Consider the following 16,713-nt stretch of genomic DNA (forward strand, 5'->3'; position numbering starts at 1 on the left):
GGATCCGGCGGGCGCTGTGGTGTTCGGGGACGGCCTAGGCCGACTTGTCGCGACGCTCCGTGCGCTGGGCCTTGCGCGGCACGATGGTCGGCAGGACGTTCTCGGTGACGGTGTCGGCGTTCACGACCACCTTGGCGACGTCGTCGCGGCCCGGGATGTCGTACATCACCGGCAGCAGGACTTCCTCCATGATCGCCCGCAGACCACGCGCACCGGTGCCGCGCAGGATTGCCTGATCGGCGACCGCTTCGAGGGCGTCGGGGGTGAACTCGAGGTCCACACCGTCCATCTCGAACAGGCGAACGTACTGCTTGACCAGCGCGTTCTTCGGCTCCGAGAGGATCTTGACCAGCGATTCCTTGTCCAAGTTCGTCACCGAGGCGACGATCGGCAGACGGCCGATGAACTCGGGGATCAGACCGAACTTGATCAGGTCCTCGGGCATCACGTCGGCGAAGTGGTCGTCGGTGTCGACCTCGGCCTTGGAGCGCACCTCGGCGCCGAAACCGATACCCCGGTGACCGGTGCGGTCGGAGATGATCTTCTCCAGGCCCGCGAACGCGCCCGCCACGATGAACAGCACGTTGGTGGTGTCGATCTGGATGAACTCCTGGTGCGGGTGCTTGCGTCCGCCCTGGGGCGGCACACTCGCCTGCGTGCCTTCCAGGATCTTCAGCAGCGCCTGCTGCACACCCTCACCGGAGACATCGCGGGTGATCGACGGGTTCTCGCTCTTACGGGCGATCTTGTCGACCTCGTCGATGTAGATGATGCCGGTCTCGGCGCGCTTCACGTCGTAGTCGGCGGCCTGGATGAGCTTGAGCAGGATGTTCTCGACGTCCTCACCGACATAACCGGCTTCGGTGAGCGCGGTGGCGTCGGCGATGGCGAACGGCACGTTCAGCATCTTGGCCAGCGTCTGCGCGAGGTAGGTCTTGCCGCAACCGGTGGGGCCGAGCATCAGGATGTTCGACTTCATCAGCTCGACGGCCTCACCCCGGCTGTCGCGACCCTTGTCGCCCGCCTGGATGCGCTTGTAATGGTTGTAGACCGCGACGGCGAGGGTCCGCTTGGCGGTGTCCTGGCCGATCACGTAGTTCTCGAGGAAATCACGGATCTCCGAGGGCTTGGGCAGCTCGTCGAGCTTGACCTCGCTCGACTCGGCCAGCTCTTCCTCGATGATCTCGTTGCAGAGATCGATGCACTCGTCGCAGATATAGACCCCAGGGCCCGCAATGAGCTTCTTGACCTGCTTCTGGCTCTTTCCGCAGAACGAGCACTTGAGCAGATCGCCGCCGTCTCCGATGCGCGCCATCTCGTAGGTCCCTACTTCCTATGTCCGAGTGCGACCCTCGTCCTCCGATTGGGCCGGAATACGTTTCGGTGCCGACAATCAGAGCAATGGTCCCTGAGTCGACCGTACCTGCTGTGCGCGAGCCAGGTCGACAACTCGCGCATGTTCGATGTGTTGGGTTGTAGCAGAAAACCGGGTCCGCCGCCGGGTAGCAGGCGACGGACCCGGGCGTGTCACTTCTGTCCGCTGAGCTTGCGGTAGTCGAAGACCTGGTCGACGATGCCGTATTCCTTGGCTTCCTCGGCGGTCAGGATCTTGTCACGGTCGGTGTCCTTGCGGACCTGCTCCTCGGACTTGCCGGTGTGCCGCGAAATCGTGACCTCCATGAGACGCCGCATCCGCTCGATCTCGGCGGCGGCGATCTCGAGGTCGGACACCTGGCCCTGCACGCCGCCCGAGGACGGCTGGTGGATCAGGATGCGCGCGTTGGGCAGCGCGGCCCGCTTGCCGGGGGCACCGGCGGCCAGCAGCACGGCGGCGGCCGAGGCCGCCTGGCCGAGGCACACCGTCACCACGTCGGGGCGCACGTACTGCATGGTGTCGTAGATCGCCATCAGCGCGGTGAACGAGCCACCGGGCGAGTTGATGTACATGGTGATGTCGCGATCGGGATCCTGCGACTCCAGCACGAGCAGCTGCGCCATGATGTCGTTGGCCGAGACATCGTCGACCTGGTTGCCCAGGAAGATGATGCGCTCCTCGAACAGCTTGTTGTACGGGTCGGAGGTCTTGACGCCGAACGAAGTCTGCTCGGTGAACTGCGGCAGGATGTAGCGCGACTGCGGGTTGGCGGCGGCAGCGCCACCCAAGCCTGCGCGCGGGTCGATCAGATTGGCCATGGTTGTCTCCAAGCTCGAGTCGAGTGTGTCGGGGCGCGGCGGCGGTTACTTCGTCTGGTTCGCGTGGCTGACCACGTGGTCGATGAAGCCGTATTCGAGGGCTTCCTTCGCCGTGAACCAGCGGTCGCGGTCCGCGTCCTCGGTCACCTGCTCGACCGATTTGCCGGTGTGCAGCGCCTGCAGCTCGTTGAGCTCGCGCTTGGTGTGCGCGAACTGCTCGGCCATGATCGCGATGTCGGCGGCCGAACCACCGATGCCCGCCGACGGCTGGTGCATCATGATCCGGGTGTGCGGCAGCGCGAAACGCTTGCCCTTGGTTCCTGCGGTGAGCAGGAACTGACCCATCGACGCGGCCAGACCCATCGCGACGGTCCTGATGTCGCACTCGGCGAACTGCATGGTGTCGTAGATCGCCATGCCCGCGGTGACCGAACCACCCGGGGAGTTGATGTAGAGGGAGATGTCCTTGGTCGCGTCCTCGGCCGAGAGCAGCAGGATCTGCGCGCAGATCTTGTTGGCGATCTCGTCGTCGACCTGGGTGCCCAGGAAGATGATGCGCTCGCGCAGCAGCCGTTCGTACACGGAATCACTGAGGTTGAGACCAGCAGTAGCGGCTGTCATGACCCCTGCCTGGTTGATTGTCACGGATACCTGCCTTCTCTTCTCACCGATTGCAAACGGCCTACGGTTCGTCGTCGTCTCAAACACTAACGAAACAGGGCGGCACCGAACTCCCGGTACCGCCCTTCTTCGCTCACAGCGCAATCAAATCACGCGGCGCGAACTTACTCAGCAGCGGCTTCGCCCTGCTCGGTCTCGGCGGATTCCGCAGGGTCACCGAACATTTCGGTGGTGTCGACCTCGTTGCCGTCGGTGTCGGTGACCTTCACCTGACCGACAACTCCGGCCAGCGCCTTGCCGCGGCGCACGTCGGCGAACACCGCGCCCAGCTGACCGGCCTGCTGCACCTGCTGGATGAACTGCTCCGGCGACATGCCGTAGCGCTGGGCCTGGAACAGGATGCGCTCGGTGAGCTCCTGCTGGCCCACCTGGGTGCCCTCGGCCTCGGCGATGGCATCCAGCAGCAGCTGGGTCTTCACCGACTTCTCGGCGGCTTCCTTGGTGTCCTTGTCGAACTCCTCGCGGGAGGAGCCCTGCGCCTCGAGCGCCTCGGCCAGCTTGGCCTCGTCGTGGTCGAAGCCGTGCACGGCGTCGTGCAGCACCGCGTCGACCTCGGCCTTGACGACGGCCTCGGGCAGCGGCACCTCGACGGTCTCGAGCAGGGTGTCGAGGACCTTGTCGCGGATCTGACCGGCCTGCTCGATCTTCTTGGTGCGCTCGACGCGGCCCTTCAGGTCTTCCTTGAGCTCGTCGATGGTGTCGAATTCGCTGGCCAGCTGGGCGAATTCGTCGTCGGCCTCGGGCAGCTCGCGCTCCTTGACCGACTGCACGGTCACGGTGATCACGGCTTCCTTACCGGCGTGCTCGCCGGCGACCAGGGTGGAGGTGAACTCGGCGGACTCGCCGGCCTTCAGACCGATGACGGCCTCGTCGAGGCCCTCGATGAGCTGACCCGAACCGACCTCGTGCGACAGGCCGGTGGTCGCGGCCTCGGGCACGTCCTCGCCGTCGACGGTGGCCGACAGGTCGATCGAGACGAAGTCGCCGTCCTGCACGGCCCGCTCGACACCGGTCAGGGTGCCGAAGCGCTGACGCAGCGAGGTGAGCTGCTGCTCGATGTCCTCGTCGCCGATGGTGAAGGAATCGACGGTGACCTCGATGCCCGAGTAGTCGGGCAGGGCGATCTCCGGGCGAACGTCGACCTCGGCGGTGAAGGCCAGCTCGTCGCCGTCCTCGATCTTGGTGATCTCGATCTCGGGCTGGCCGATGACCTTCACCTCGCCGGCCTGCACGGCCTCGGCGTACTTGTTCGGCAGCGCGTCGTTGACGACCTGCTCGAGCACGGCGCCACGGCCGACGCGGGTCTCGATCAGCTTGGCCGGGGCCTTGCCGGGACGGAAGCCGGGGATCTTCACCTGCTGGGCCAGCGCCTTGTACGCCTTGTCGAAGTCGGGCTTCAGCTCCTCGAAGGGCACCTCGACGTTGATCCGGACCCGGGTCGGGCTCAGCTGCTCGACGGTGCTCTTCACGGACATGCTCCTTGGTTCGTAGTTCATGGTGGTGGCCCCCGCATGGGGCGTCGCGCCCTGAGTCGGTGCGGACGCACGCATCCCGACCAGGGTAGTTGACCGCAGGCGCGGTCGTGCAATCGGCGGTTGGTTGCGGTGGCGGCTAGCTGCCGACCTGCACCGCGTCGGTGACGAAGACCAGTGTCTCGTTGGGTGCGACGCCGTTGCCGCCTTCGCCGTAGCCGAGATCCGGCGGCACGATGAGCAGCCTGCGCGCACCCTGCTGCACACCGAGCAGACCCTTGTCCCAGCCCTCGATGACCTGGCCCGCGCCGAGCGTCAGGTCGAAGGGCGCACCGCGCTTGAACGAACTGTCGAGGGTCTGCTTGTCCGACCAGGTGACCAGCGCGTAGTTCATGGTGAGCGGCTGCATGGCCACCGCGCCGGGTCCGGTGCCCGGCACCAGGTCCTTGACGAGCAGCGACTTGGGCGGGGTGCAGTCGTCGGGGATGGTGATCTCCGGCGGGTCACCGAAGCCACCAGCCACCTTGATGTCCTCGGCGATGCATTCGCGGGTGGGAGCCGCCTTGGATTCGGCCGTTCCGCTGTCGGACCCGCACGCCGCGCTCGCGAGGGCGGCGAGGGCGACCAGTCCGGTCCCGATGATCCTGGGGAGAGAAACCATGGCCCGCACAGTAGTGGAGCGCGGATCCGACGGCGCGAACCGGCACGACGGTAGGCTCGGCACTGCGTTTCTCCACCGGCGCCGCCGGGTGTCTTCCGGCGCGCCGACCAGTCCGGCGGCGGGCGACGCCGCAGCTCAGGCGAGTGCGAGGAGAGTCAGCGATGACCCGGCTCAGCAACAGCGAGGGCGATACCGCCGCCGACAACGTGGGCGGCGGAGGCGAAGGCGAATCCATTGCCCCTCAACCCTATTCACTCACCACGACCCCAGGACCGCTGACCGGCGAGGAGTTGATCGCGGTCGACACGTGGTGGCGGGCCGCGAACTATCTCGCGGTCGGCCAGATCTATCTGATGCGCAACCCGTTGCTGCGCGAGCCGCTGCGTTCCACCGACATCAAGCCGCGCCTGCTCGGCCATTTCGGCACGGTGCCCGGCCTGAACCTGGTGTGGGCGCACGCGAACCGGGTGATCCGCGCACGCGACCTGAACGCCGTCTTCGTCGCGGGCCCCGGCCACGGCGGACCCGGCCCCAACGCCTGCGCCTGGCTCGAGGGCGCCTACGCCGAGCTCTACCGCGACATCCCCCGCGACGCCGACGGTATGCGCCGGTTGTTCCATCAGTTCTCGTTTCCCGGCGGCGTCCCGAGCCATTGCGCCCCCGAGACCCCCGGTTCGTTCCACGAGGGCGGTGAGCTCGGCTATTCGCTGCTGCACGCCTACGGCGCCGCGTTGGACAACCCCGATCTCACGGTGTTCTGCGTGATCGGTGACGGCGAGGCCGAGACCGGCCCGCTCGCGGGCAGCTGGCACGCGAACAAATTCCTCAACGCGGCCCGCGACGGCGCGGTGGTGCCGATCCTGGCGCTCAACGAGTACAAGATCGCCAATCCGACGATCCTCGCCCGCATCCCCCGCGAGGAGCTCATCGAACTGCTGCGCGGGTACGGCTACGAACCGCTGATCGTGTCGGGCAACGATCCGTCACGAGTGCATCAGAAGATGGCCGCCGCCATGGACGCCTGCCTCGACCGGATCGCCGGGTTCCAGCGGGCCGCGCGCGACGACGGCGACACCACCCGCCCGCGCTGGCCGATGATCGTGCTGCACACGCCGAAGGGCTGGACCTGTCCCCCGGTGGTCGACGGTGAGCGGGTCGAGGGCACCTTCCGCGCCCATCAGGTCCCGTTGCCCGCGGCGCGCACCGACCCGGAACACCGGCGGGTGCTCGAGGAGTGGTTGCGGTCGTATCGGCCCGAGGAACTCTTCGACGAAGCGGGCAGGCCGGTACCCGCCCTGCTCGACCGGATTCCCGATCGGCCGATGAGCCTCAATCCGGTGGCCAACGGTGGGCTGCTGGTCCGCGATCTCGACCTGCCCGACTGGCGCGAATACGGCGTGCCCGTGGAGCAGCCGGGGGCGAGCAGGCACGAACCGACCCGGGTGCTCGGCGGCTGGCTGCGTGACGTCACAGCTCGCAACCCGCACAACTTTCTGACCTTCGCCCCCGACGAACTCGCCAGCAACCGCTTGCAGGACATCCTCGAGGTGACCGGCCGCGACTGGCAGGCCGAGGTCGGGCGCTGGGATGTGGCGTTGTCACCGACCGGGCGCGCGGTCGAAGTGCTGTCCGAACACATGTGCCAGGGTTTGCTCGAGGGCTATCTGCTCACCGGCCGCCACGGCGTGTTCACCTGTTACGAGGCCTTCATCCACATCGTCGACGCCATGTTCAACCAGCACGCCAAGTGGCTCGACGCCAGCCTCGCGGTGCCCTGGCGACGCCGCATACCGAGCCTGAACTACCTGCTGAGTTCGCATGTGTGGCGTCAGGACCACAACGGCTTCACCCATCAGGACCCCGGTTTCCTCGATGTGGTGGTGAACAAGAGCCCCGAGATCGTCCGGGTGTATCTGCCGCCCGATGCCAACACCCTGCTGTCCACCTACGACCACTGCCTGCGTTCGCTGCACTACGCGAACGTGGTGGTCGCGGGCAAACAGCCAGGGCCGGACTGGCTTTCGGCGCCGGAGGCCGCCGTGCACTGTGCGCGCGGGGTCGGCATCTGGGAGTGGGCCGGGCACAACGACGACCAGGGCACCACCCCCGATGTGGTGCTTGCCTGCGCGGGCGACGTCCCCACGCTGGAAACGCTCGCCGCCGCCGCGATCCTGCGCGACCGCCTGCCCGACCTGCGGGTGCGCGTGGTCAATGTGGTCGACCTGATGCGGCTGCTGCCGGCCGAGGAACATCCGCACGGGCTGTCCGACGCCCATTTCGACACCCTGTTCACCACCGACCGGCCGGTGATCTTCGCCTTCCACGGCTACCCGTGGCTGGTGCACCGGCTCACCTATCGCAGGCGCAATCACGCGGGCCTGCACGTGCGCGGATACAAGGAGAAGGGCACGACGACCACCCCGTTCGACATGGTGATGCTCAACGACCTCGACCGCTTCCACCTGGTGCTCGACGTGATCGACCGGGTGCCCGGCCTGCGCACGCGGGCGGCGGGTCTGCGCCAGGAGATGGTCGACGCCCGGCTCGCCGCGCGCAGCTGGACCAGGGAGCACGGCGAGGACATACCGGCCGTCGCGAACTGGGTCTGGCCGGAGGCGTCGGTCCCCACTGTGACGTAACGCGGTTGCGGCACGGGTCGCGACTGGCCGACGATGGAGGCGATGACCGAGCAACGCCGTATCGACATACTCCCGCGTGACCGCCGCGACCTGCGCGGTCCCTTCGACGTGATCGGGGATGTGCACGGCTGCCGCGCCGAGCTCGAGGCACTGCTCGGAAAGCTCGGCTACGTCATCGAGCGCGACGACATGGGCAGGCCGGTCACGGCCGCGCACCCCGAGCGCCGCACGGCGGTGTTCGTCGGTGATCTCGTCGACCGTGGCCCCGACACGCCCGGTGTGCTGCGGCTGGTGATGGGCATGGTCGCGGACCGTACGGCACTGTGCGTGGCGGGCAATCACGACTACAAACTGGTGCGCGCCCTCGACGGCCGCAATGTGCGCATCGCGCACGGGCTCGAGCAGTCCCTGGCCCAGCTGGCCGACGAGGACGACGAATTCCGCGCCGCCGCACAGGCTTTCCTGCGGGAGCTGCCCGGGCACTACCTGCTCGACAAGGGCAGGCTGGTCGTCGCCCACGCGGGACTGCCGGAAAGCCTGCACGGCAGCACATCCGGGCGGGCCCGCTCCTTCGCGCTCTACGGCGCGCCCACCGGCGAGGTGGACGTGCACGGCCTGCCGATCCGCTACGACTGGGCGCAGGACTATCGGGGCACACCGGTGGTCGTCTACGGGCACACACCCGTCACGGCGTTGCAGTGGGTCAACAACACGCTGTGCCTGGACACCGGCGTGGTGTTCGGCGGCACGCTGTCGGCCCTGCGCTACCCGGAACTGGAGACCCTGTCGGTGCCCGCCGAGCAGGTCTGGTGTGAACGAGCGGGTATCACACCGGTGCCCGACTAGGGCCTACCATCAGCAGCGGACGACCCGACTCATCGACGAGGAGAGGTTCATGCGCCGTAGTCTGCTCGCACTGTCCGTTCTGGCTCCACTGATGATCGCCGGGGTGGCGAGCGCCGATCCGGCGCCGCCGGGAACCGGGAGACTCACTGTTCGCGCCATCACCGGCTCCGAACCGATGCCGGTCAACCGGGCCGATATCGAGGTCCGCGCCTGCGGCGCCGAGGAGGTCGTCACCACCTTGGTGAGCGGCGCCGACGGCAGCGCGAGCGTCGCGCTGCCGGACGGCTGCTATGAGGCGCGGGTGGCGACGGTGCCGGGCGGTTGCGCCCTCGCCGACACCGAACCCGTGCGACTCACGGTCACCGCGAGCACCGAGGCACGCGCGGAATTCCGTTTCCGCTGCGCGTAGCCGTCAGTCCTTGGGACCGCCCGCCACGTAGATGACCTGACCGGACACGAAACCCGCGCCTTCACTCACCAGGAACGAGGCGGTGTGGGCGATGTCGTCGGGCGTACCGACCCGGTTCACCGGAATCTGTGCCGCCGCAGCCTGTTTGAAGGCCTCGAAGTCGACGCCGACGCGGGCGGCGGTGGCCGCGGTCATCTCGGTCTCGATGAAGCCGGGAGCGATCGCGTTGGCGGTGACACCGAATTTGCCGAGCTCGAACGCGAGAGTTTTGGTGAAGCCCTGCATGCCCGCTTTGGCGGCGGAGTAGTTGGCCTGGCCACGGTTGCCGAGCGCCGAGGTGCTCGACAGGTTCACCACGCGCCCGAACTTCGCCTCCACCATGTACTTCTGCACGGCGCGCGTCATCAGGAAGGCGCCGCGCAGGTGCACGTTCATGACGATGTCCCAGTCCTGCACCGACATCTTGAACAGCAGGTTGTCGCGCAGCACGCCCGCGTTGTTCACCAGCACGGTCGGCGCGCCCAGTTCGCCTGCGATCCGTTCGACAGCGGCGGCGACGGCGTCTTCGTCGGACACATCGGCACCGACGGCCAGTGCGGTTCCCCCGGCGGCTTCGATGGCCGACACGGTGTCGGCGCAGGCGGCTTCGTCGAGGTCGAGAACGGCGACGGCATGACCGTCGGCGGCGAGCTTCTTCGCGACGGCGGCACCGATTCCGCGTGCGGCACCGGTGACGATCGCGACCCGTGAGGTAGTGGACATGCGCGCCACCCTATCGGGGCGCGTTCGTCGTGATGGTCGGGGTGACAGGATTTGAACCTGCGACCCTCCGCTCCCAAAGCGGATGCGCTACCAAGCTGCGCTACACCCCGATACCTCGGGGCGATTCACGCCGTCGAGGGAAGTCATGTTTGAGCGGGTGACGGGAATCGAACCCGCACCATCAGCTTGGAAGGCTGAGGTTCTACCATTGAACTACACCCGCAGGCATACGACATCGATGGGATCGCCACGATGTCGTGTGCGCCACGACTGTACCGAATCCCGCGCGCCGAACGCCAATCCGGCCCCGCGAAACGTCTCGGCACTGCGGTGAGCCCCCTCTTTCCGCGCCCGATTAGGGCCCTTAGGCCCTATTGCGGGACCACGGGTACCGGACACGATGGTGATTGCGTCTCAGGGGACCGACGCCTGCTCCACCGGGGGAATATAAAGGAGAATTTTCCTCGAAAACCTGGCATGGGGGCGGCGGGTAGGCCACCATAAAAGAGCGCGCGGCGGCTCTACCGGTCGGCGCGACACCTTTGCCAGGAGGGACCATGGCGACAACACGCCCACCGCCCGAAAACCGGGCAACACGCTGCACGTTTCGGTGTTTCCAAAGTTTTTTCGCGAAGTGTGTAACGCCCGGGCGGCTGTAGCGATGTCATAGCCGATCGCCATTCGCGAGAGACTGTAACGCGTTCTAGAACGCGGCTTTCGAGTCTCGAGTGGCTTGCTAGGATCCTTTTTGCCGGACGGGGGTATCTGGAAAGGGGGCGGTGAGCGTGTGCCGAACTCGGCGGACCCAACCGCGTAGCAGTGCGAACGATCGAGGTGGCAAGACCGTCGCCACCTTCCGCCGGTGATGTCGATGTCCGCACACATCGAGCCACCGGTCGCCGCGATGGCCCGCGCCTGGGCCCGCGCGGTGTGTGCCGAACCGGGATCGTCCGTGGCACCGCATCAGCTGGAGCCTGTGCTCATCGAGATCGTCGAGCGCCTGCTGCACCTGGCGAGGACAGAACCGTTCCCGGTACCGCAGGCGCGCAAGCTCGGCGCACGGCTGGCCGAGGCGCCGTTCGAACGGACGAGAATGCTGGCCCATGCCACCCGCTGGTTGCTCGGTTTCCCCTCGGGGGTGCCGGGTTCCCTGGTGGCGACCCGCTGGCCGCTGGTGGCCAGCCAGGCCATCGACAGCTATGCCCAGGCACTACAGGAGCGCGCACTGGCGCAACAGGAGCAGAACATCTCGGCGAAGGTGTCGCTGCGCGTGCAGGAGATCGCCGCGCTGCAGCACCGCCTGCGCCACGAGGCCACTCACGACGCCCTGACCGACCTGGCGAACCGCACACTCCTGCAGGAACGGGTGCGTGCCTTCGCCGCCGACCCGACCCGTGGGGTCGGGGTGCTGGTGGTTGACCTGGACCGCTTCAAACAGATCAACGACGGCTACGGACATGCGATCGGTGACGAGGTGCTCGTGGAGCTGGCCAACCGGCTGCGCGAGGTGTGCCCGCCCGACACCGTGATCTGCCGGTACGGCGGCGACGAGTTCGTCGTGGCGGCCAATCCGCGCCGCGACACCTTGAGCGAGCTGGCGCACCGTGTGGTCGCGGCCCTGCGCGACCCGGTGTGGTCGAGCGCGGGCCCGGTGCCGGTGTCGGCCAGCGTGGGCACCGCGTTCTGCCCACCAGGAAAGACGTGCGATTTCACCGACCTGCTGCGTCGCGCCGACCGCGCGATGTATTCGGCGAAATCGGCGGGCGGGCGGCGTTTCGCCCTCGCCGAATCGGGCGACCCCGAACTGGGAACGGCGGTCGCCGGCTGAGTCCGGATCGCGAAGCCTGCACTTCGCGGCCCGGGCTCAGTCGACCTTCTCTGCGCACCTCGGCCACGGTTTCGACCGTGGCCGAGGTGTTTTCGTCAGCGGGGCTGACAGACGCTGCACCAGAACAGGTTTCGGGCTTCCATCGTGCCGTGGGAGACCGGGCTGCCGCAGACGCGGCAGGGTTCGCCCTGGCGTCGGTAGACGTAGGTGCGTGGGCGGTCCTTGGCGTAGGACGGTGCACCGGTGTCGTGTTCGGGCCGCACCACATGCATGCGGCCGGTTTCCACGCCGGTCGGCATGAGTTCGACGAGATCGGCCCACAGCGCGTCCCATTCGCTCGCGGTGAGCGAAGTGCCCGGTCGGAACGGCGAAATGCCGTGCCGGAACAGGACTTCGGCGCGGTATACGTTGCCGACGCCGGCGATCAGCGCCTGGTCCATCAGCAGCGCACCGATCGCCCTGCGGGAGCGCCGGATCCGCGCACCCGCCCGCTCGTGATCGGCGTCGGGGCGCAGCGGGTCGGCACCCAGGCGCGCGGTGAGCGCCTCCACCTCCGGCGGGTGCAGCACCTCACACGCGGTCGGCCCGCGCAGATCGGTACCGAATCCCGTTGCGGCACCGACCATCCGCATCCGCACCTGCCCCACTGGCGCGGGCATCGGCAATGCCACCTCGCTGAACGTGCCGTACAACCCCAGATGCACATGCACCGTCAACCCGGACGCATAGTGATGCAGCAGATGTTTCCCATACGCCTCGGCCCGCTCGAGCACCTGCCCGTCCACGAGCGCCGCCCCCTCGGTGAACCGCCCTTGGGGACTCGAAACCCGCACTACCCCACCAGCAAACCGCTCCTGATGCAGCCGCGCAATGCGATGAAGGGTGTGCCCTTCAGGCATAGACACACACCCTTCGATCCGAACTCACCAACTGATCTCGCAAGCACATGGGTAACTCACCGGGCACGGGCTGACCCGGCCACCTCGAGAGAGCTTGCCGCGTCAGGGACTCATCCCGCACCTGAGTCTGGCCGAAATTCGCGGGGAGGCGGATCAGTAAGCGGGGACCGCGGGGGCTTCGCCGGACTTCTCGTAGTCGGCGAGGATGTCGATGCGGCGCTGGTGGCGTGGCTCTTCCGACCAGGGCTGGGCGATGAACGCGTCGACGATGGCGAGGGCTTCCTCGGTGGTGTGCATGCGGCCGCCGATGCCGATGAGCTGGGCGTTGTTGTGTTCGCGGGCCAGCTTGGCGGTTTCGACGCTCCAGGCAAGGGCGCAGCGGGCGCCGGGGACCTTGTTGGCGGCGATCTGTTCGCCGTTGCCGCTGCCACCGAAGACCAGGCCGAGCGAGCCCGGGTCGGCGACGGTGCGCCGCGCCGCTTCGATGCAGAAGGCGGGGTAGTCGTCGAGAGCGTCGTATTCGAGGGCGCCGCAGTCGACGACCTCGTGTCCGGCCTCGAGCAGATGGGCCTTGACGTGATTCTTCAGTTCGAAACCGGCATGGTCGGCACCCAGGTAAACGCGCATGGCTGCGATTGTCGCAGGCGCGCTTAGAGTCGTTTCATGCACCCGCACGAACCGCATTCACCGCATTCGGCAGGTCCCCCACCGGAGCGTTCCGGCCAACCCGCCGACCGGCCGAGCGACGCCACCCCCGCCGACCAGCCCACGCCGCGGCCGGGCGAATATCCACCGCCCCCGTGGCCGCAGGGGCAGCCGGGGTTCGCCGGGTCGTCGCCGTGGCAGCAGCCGGGCCCACCGACCGGCGCGTTTCCCGCGCCGCCTGCGGGCGCGTACCCGTCTGTGCCGCAAGGTTTCTACCCGCCGGGAGGCCCGCCGGGGACAACGCAGCCGATGCCGCGTGGGCTTTCGCCGTTCGGGATGCCCGCGCGGCATCCGTGGGAGATTCCGCTGCTCGTGGTGGTCATCATGATCACCGGCGTGGCGTATCTGCTGGCGATCCTGATGTTGCTTGTGGAGTTGGTCGCCGAGCCCGTTGTCGACGCCCAGGGGCAGCCCGAGTCCGGCGGCTCGCTGCTGACCAGCCCGTATGTGCTGGTGCTCTTGTTCGCCCCGGTGCTGCTGTGGGCCGGACGTGGCATGAATTTCGCGCGAATGCGGATCAACGGGGTGAAGATGTCACCCACCCAGTTCCCCGAGGGGTACCGGATGGTGCAGGAGGCAGCCGCGCGGTTCGGCATGTCGAAGGCGCCCGACGCGTACGTGATCCTCGGCAACGGCCAGATCAACGCCTTCGCCTCCGGGCACGGGTTCCGCCGGTTCGTCGTGGTCTACAGCGACCTGTTCGAGATCGGTGGCACCGCACGCGAGCCCGACGCGCTCGCCTTCATCATCGGCCACGAGGTGGGCCATATCGCCGCTGGTCACGTGTCGTATTGGCGCCAGCTCGGCATGTTCGTCGCGCCGTACCTACCGATTCTCGGGTCGTCGCTGATCCGCGCGCAGGAGTACACCGCCGACAATCACGGCTTCTGCAACCGCCACCAGGGCGCGGCCGGGGCGATGGCCACCCTCGCGGCAGGCAAGTACCTCAACACGCAGGTCGGTTTCGACGAGATGGCCGACCGCGCCGCCACCGAGAAGGGCGGCTTCGTCCTGCTGGTGAACGCCATGTCCAGCCACCCGGTCCTCACCTGGCGAATGTGGGCCCTGCGCGACCGCAGCAAACCGGGCCCCATGTTCTGGCACCCGACCCCACCCCACCCCGGAATGCTCCCACTCCCAGGCGGCTACCCCGTCCAAACCGCACCCCCAGCCCTCCCCCCGAAACCGCTCTGAGCCCCGACGCAACCACCACGGGTTTTCGGCCGCCTCGGATCCGAGGGGCGAGACGTAACGGCGAAGCCGCAGTATCGCCCCTCGGATTCGAGGCCTTCCGGGCCGAAAACCCCGCGGCGCCAGCCGCTAATCAAACACAGGCTCTTCGGTGCGGGTGCGCTTGAGTTCGAAGAAGTGCGGGTAGGAGGCGAGGGCGACGACGCCGTCCCACACCCGGCCGGCGTCCTCGCCGCGCGGGATGCGCGAGAGCACCGGGCCGAAGAACGCGACCCCGTTGACGTGGATGGTCGGCGTGCCCACATCGGGTCCGACCTTGTCCATGCCCGCGTGGTGGCTCACCCGCAGCGCCTCGTCGTAGTCGGTGCTGTCGGCGGCCTCGGCCAGTTCGGCGGGCAGGTCGAGTTCGGCGAGGGCGTCGGCGATCACGGCGGTCAGGGTTTCCTGCGTGGTGGCGCGTTCGAACTCGGCCTTGCGGTCGTGGATGCGGGTGCCGAGGGCGGTGTAGAGCGGGGCCAGGATCTCCTCGCCGTGCTTCTGGGCGGCGGCGATGGCGACGCGCACCGGGCCCCAGCCCGCGGCCATCAGTTCGACGTACTGCGGCGGCAGGTCCTTGCCTTCGTTGAGCACGGCCAGGCTCATCACGTGGAAACGGACCTCGATGTCGCGTACCTGCTGGACTTCCAGGATCCAGCGCGAGGTGATCCAGCACCACGGGCACAGCGGGTCGAACCAGAATTCGGCGAGATCCTTGGTGGCCTGATCGCTCACGGGTCTTCCTCTCGGGTCAGCTGGGGCGGGCAGGGCGGCCCGCTGGTTGGTGCAACCGTGCCGGTGCTTGATTCGTTCCCCTGATCGCCGGCCGCGGCTAGGCTCGACGGTGAGGGAAACCGGAACGTCCGTGAGAAGGAGTCCGTGTATGAGCTCGAATCAGCATTTCGTGATCGTCGGTGGTGGGCTGGCCGGCGCCAAACTGGCCGAAGCCTTGCGCGCCAACGATTTCGACGGCCAGGTGACGTTGCTGGCGGCCGAGGACGACCTACCGTACGAGCGTCCGCCGCTGTCGAAACAGCACCTGGCCGGTGATCAGCAGCTGCCGGATTTCACGGTGGATTCGCCGGCCTGGTACCGCGATCACCACATCGACCTGCGCTTGGGTACCACGGTCGAGGCGTTCGATCCGGCCGCGAGGACGGTGTCGTTGCCGGACGGTTCGACCCTGTCCTATGACAAGCTCGCGCTGGCCACCGGGTCGCGGCCGCGCACACTCGACGTTCCCGGCGCCGAGGCGAGCAATGTGTACACCCTGCGCACCATCGGTGACTCCGATCGGCTGCTCGAGGTGTTGCGTTCGAAGCATCGGCTGGTGATCGTCGGCGCCGGCTGGATCGGGCTCGAGGTCGCCGCGCAGGCGCGGGCCAGGCAGGTGGAGGTGACGGTGCTCGAGGCGGCGGAGCTGCCGCTGGTGTCGGTGCTCGGTCCGCAGATGGGCACCGTGTTCGCCGAATTGCATCGCGGCAACGGTGTCGACCTGCGTACCGGTGTCGTCGTCGACATGATCCTCACCGAGGACGGCGTGGCCACGGGCGTACAGCTCGACGACGGCCAGGTGGTGCCCGCCGACGCGGTGCTGGTCGCGGTGGGTGCGCAGCCGAATATCGAGATCGCCGAAGCCGCCGGGCTGGCCACCGGTACCGGCATCCTGGTCGACGAGTCCCTGCGCACCAGCGACCCGGATGTGGTGGCGGTCGGCGACATCGCCGAGGAGCTGCATCCGCTACTGGGCAAGCGGGTACGCGTGGAGCACTGGGCCAATGCCCTGAATCAGCCGGCCGTGGCGGCGCTGACGATGCTCGGCAAGCCCGCCACCTACGACCGCCTCCCCTATTTCTTCACCGACCAGTACAACCTCGGCATGGAGTACACCGGCTATGTCGGTCGCGACGACGACGTGCGGGTTGTCGTCCGCGGCGATGTGGCGAAACCGGAATTCGTCGCCTTCTGGCTGGACCGGGACAACCGTGTGCGCGCGGGCATGAACGTCAATGTCTGGGATGTCGGCGAGCGGATCGAGGCACTGATCCGCTCCAGGAAGGTAGTCAGTCCGGAGATGCTCGCCGACGTCAGCGTGCCCCTTGGCGAAATCGCTGAATAGCGCCGGATTGCGAAATCTCAGTGGTCTGATCGTGGTGTGTCAGCTGGGGATGGCCGTGGCGCACGGTAGACGCCGGGATAGTCACATAGTCACAAGCACTATATCGAGATCTTCGGATTCGCCTGAGCTTGTGCGCCGACTGACCATTTCAGTTGGACGTCGTCCCCGCGCACGCGTCGGCCCCGTGCGCGCGGGGATGGCTCACTCTGGGCCACTGCGACACTCAGCGTCGCTGACCGCCCCTGCGCACCCCTGTCATGCTCCTTTGGCCC

Annotated in this window: 15 protein-coding genes and 2 tRNA genes; 6 read left to right on the forward strand and 11 right to left on the reverse strand. The window is 67.6% G+C overall.

Annotated elements, in window-relative coordinates:
• Window positions 1-34: 34 nt before the first annotated feature.
• The 5 genes from clpX to AB0F86_RS23485 form a co-directional block, all read right to left on the reverse strand.
• Window positions 35-1,315, reverse strand: coding sequence for an ATP-dependent Clp protease ATP-binding subunit ClpX (gene clpX / locus AB0F86_RS23465; RefSeq protein WP_067486214.1), 1,281 nt, complete (start codon window positions 1,313-1,315; stop codon window positions 35-37).
• 212 nt (window positions 1,316-1,527) lie between these two features.
• Complete coding sequence (locus tag AB0F86_RS23470) at window positions 1,528-2,193, reverse strand: ATP-dependent Clp protease proteolytic subunit (RefSeq protein WP_067486212.1); 666 nt, start codon at window positions 2,191-2,193, stop codon at window positions 1,528-1,530.
• A gap of 45 nt (window positions 2,194-2,238) precedes the next feature.
• Window positions 2,239-2,814 (reverse strand): ATP-dependent Clp protease proteolytic subunit, encoded by a 576-nt coding sequence (locus AB0F86_RS23475; RefSeq protein ID WP_220139703.1) that lies wholly within the window; start codon window positions 2,812-2,814, stop codon window positions 2,239-2,241.
• 164 nt (window positions 2,815-2,978) lie between these two features.
• The gene (gene tig, locus AB0F86_RS23480) at window positions 2,979-4,343 is read right to left on the reverse strand and encodes a trigger factor (protein ID WP_181700579.1); all 1,365 of its coding nucleotides are present in this window, start codon (window positions 4,341-4,343) and stop codon (window positions 2,979-2,981) included.
• 142 nt (window positions 4,344-4,485) lie between these two features.
• On the reverse strand, window positions 4,486-5,007 hold the full coding sequence (locus tag AB0F86_RS23485) for an FKBP-type peptidyl-prolyl cis-trans isomerase (protein WP_181700581.1): 522 nt from the start codon (window positions 5,005-5,007) through the stop codon (window positions 4,486-4,488).
• A gap of 161 nt (window positions 5,008-5,168) precedes the next feature.
• Here AB0F86_RS23485 and AB0F86_RS23490 point away from each other — a divergent pair, with 161 nt between their 5' ends.
• From AB0F86_RS23490 to AB0F86_RS23500, 3 genes are read left to right on the forward strand one after another with little or no spacing between them, the layout of a single operon-like run.
• Window positions 5,169-7,646, forward strand: a complete 2,478-nt coding sequence (locus tag AB0F86_RS23490) for a phosphoketolase family protein (RefSeq protein ID WP_356985169.1) — start codon at window positions 5,169-5,171, stop codon at window positions 7,644-7,646.
• Between the two features lie 42 nt (window positions 7,647-7,688).
• Entirely contained in the window at window positions 7,689-8,492 is an 804-nt protein-coding gene (locus AB0F86_RS23495) for a metallophosphoesterase (RefSeq protein ID WP_356985170.1), read from the forward strand.
• Between the two features lie 49 nt (window positions 8,493-8,541).
• Window positions 8,542-8,901: a hypothetical protein gene (locus AB0F86_RS23500; protein WP_356985171.1), complete on the forward strand. Its 360-nt coding sequence runs from the start codon at window positions 8,542-8,544 to the stop codon at window positions 8,899-8,901.
• A 3-nt stretch (window positions 8,902-8,904) separates the two neighbouring features.
• Here the strand turns inward: AB0F86_RS23500 and fabG are convergent, their stop codons facing one another.
• From fabG to AB0F86_RS23515, 3 genes are all read right to left on the reverse strand, one after another.
• A complete protein-coding gene (gene fabG, locus AB0F86_RS23505) occupies window positions 8,905-9,663 on the reverse strand; it encodes a 3-oxoacyl-ACP reductase FabG (RefSeq protein WP_067486204.1) in 759 nt (252 codons plus the stop codon).
• Window positions 9,664-9,696: 33 nt separating this feature from the next.
• Window positions 9,697-9,773 (reverse strand) — tRNA-Pro (locus AB0F86_RS23510).
• Window positions 9,774-9,815: 42 nt separating this feature from the next.
• Window positions 9,816-9,886 (reverse strand) — tRNA-Gly (locus AB0F86_RS23515).
• A 648-nt stretch (window positions 9,887-10,534) separates the two neighbouring features.
• Between AB0F86_RS23515 and AB0F86_RS23520 the strand changes: the two genes are divergently transcribed.
• Entirely contained in the window at window positions 10,535-11,491 is a 957-nt protein-coding gene (locus AB0F86_RS23520; protein WP_067486965.1) for a GGDEF domain-containing protein, read from the forward strand.
• Window positions 11,492-11,586: 95 nt separating this feature from the next.
• Here AB0F86_RS23520 and AB0F86_RS23525 read toward each other — a convergent pair whose 3' ends face one another.
• Window positions 11,587-12,390, reverse strand: coding sequence for a DNA-formamidopyrimidine glycosylase family protein (locus AB0F86_RS23525; protein ID WP_356985172.1), 804 nt, complete (start codon window positions 12,388-12,390; stop codon window positions 11,587-11,589).
• Between the two features lie 153 nt (window positions 12,391-12,543).
• Window positions 12,544-13,017 carry a ribose-5-phosphate isomerase gene (locus AB0F86_RS23530; protein ID WP_067486200.1) on the reverse strand — a complete coding sequence of 158 codons (474 nt, stop codon included), beginning with the start codon at window positions 13,015-13,017 and terminating at the stop codon, window positions 12,544-12,546.
• A gap of 327 nt (window positions 13,018-13,344) precedes the next feature.
• On the opposite strand from AB0F86_RS23530, the gene AB0F86_RS23535 reads away from it, so the two are divergent.
• Window positions 13,345-14,289 (forward strand): M48 family metallopeptidase, encoded by a 945-nt coding sequence (locus AB0F86_RS23535; RefSeq protein WP_356985215.1) that lies wholly within the window; start codon window positions 13,345-13,347, stop codon window positions 14,287-14,289.
• Between the two features lie 126 nt (window positions 14,290-14,415).
• Here AB0F86_RS23535 and AB0F86_RS23540 read toward each other — a convergent pair whose 3' ends face one another.
• Window positions 14,416-15,057 carry a DsbA family protein gene (locus AB0F86_RS23540; protein ID WP_356985173.1) on the reverse strand — a complete coding sequence of 214 codons (642 nt, stop codon included), beginning with the start codon at window positions 15,055-15,057 and terminating at the stop codon, window positions 14,416-14,418.
• Between the two features lie 148 nt (window positions 15,058-15,205).
• Between AB0F86_RS23540 and AB0F86_RS23545 the strand changes: the two genes are divergently transcribed.
• The gene (locus AB0F86_RS23545; protein ID WP_356985174.1) at window positions 15,206-16,441 is read left to right on the forward strand and encodes an FAD-dependent oxidoreductase; all 1,236 of its coding nucleotides are present in this window, start codon (window positions 15,206-15,208) and stop codon (window positions 16,439-16,441) included.
• Window positions 16,442-16,713: the final 272 nt, after the last annotated feature.

This window comes from Nocardia sp. NPDC023733 (assembly GCF_040639775.1).
GTDB classification, from domain to species: domain Bacteria; phylum Actinomycetota; class Actinomycetes; order Mycobacteriales; family Mycobacteriaceae; genus Nocardia; species Nocardia rosealba.

Coding starts and splice junctions, on each gene's coding strand:
- AB0F86_RS23530 (WP_067486200.1), bottom strand. CDS start 13,017: ATGCGCGTTTACCTGGGTGCCGACCATGCCGGTTTCGAACTGAAGAAT.
- AB0F86_RS23470 (WP_067486212.1), bottom strand. CDS start 2,193: ATGGCCAATCTGATCGACCCGCGCGCAGGCTTGGGTGGCGCTGCCGCC.
- clpX (WP_067486214.1), bottom strand. CDS start 1,315: ATGGCGCGCATCGGAGACGGCGGCGATCTGCTCAAGTGCTCGTTCTGC.
- AB0F86_RS23500 (WP_356985171.1), top strand. CDS start 8,542: ATGCGCCGTAGTCTGCTCGCACTGTCCGTTCTGGCTCCACTGATGATC.
- AB0F86_RS23545 (WP_356985174.1), top strand. CDS start 15,206: ATGAGCTCGAATCAGCATTTCGTGATCGTCGGTGGTGGGCTGGCCGGC.
- AB0F86_RS23475 (WP_220139703.1), bottom strand. CDS start 2,814: ATGACAGCCGCTACTGCTGGTCTCAACCTCAGTGATTCCGTGTACGAA.
- AB0F86_RS23525 (WP_356985172.1), bottom strand. CDS start 12,390: ATGCCTGAAGGGCACACCCTTCATCGCATTGCGCGGCTGCATCAGGAG.
- fabG (WP_067486204.1), bottom strand. CDS start 9,663: ATGTCCACTACCTCACGGGTCGCGATCGTCACCGGTGCCGCACGCGGA.
- AB0F86_RS23520 (WP_067486965.1), top strand. CDS start 10,535: ATGTCCGCACACATCGAGCCACCGGTCGCCGCGATGGCCCGCGCCTGG.
- AB0F86_RS23535 (WP_356985215.1), top strand. CDS start 13,345: ATGCCGCGTGGGCTTTCGCCGTTCGGGATGCCCGCGCGGCATCCGTGG.
- AB0F86_RS23485 (WP_181700581.1), bottom strand. CDS start 5,007: ATGGTTTCTCTCCCCAGGATCATCGGGACCGGACTGGTCGCCCTCGCC.
- AB0F86_RS23495 (WP_356985170.1), top strand. CDS start 7,689: ATGACCGAGCAACGCCGTATCGACATACTCCCGCGTGACCGCCGCGAC.
- AB0F86_RS23490 (WP_356985169.1), top strand. CDS start 5,169: ATGACCCGGCTCAGCAACAGCGAGGGCGATACCGCCGCCGACAACGTG.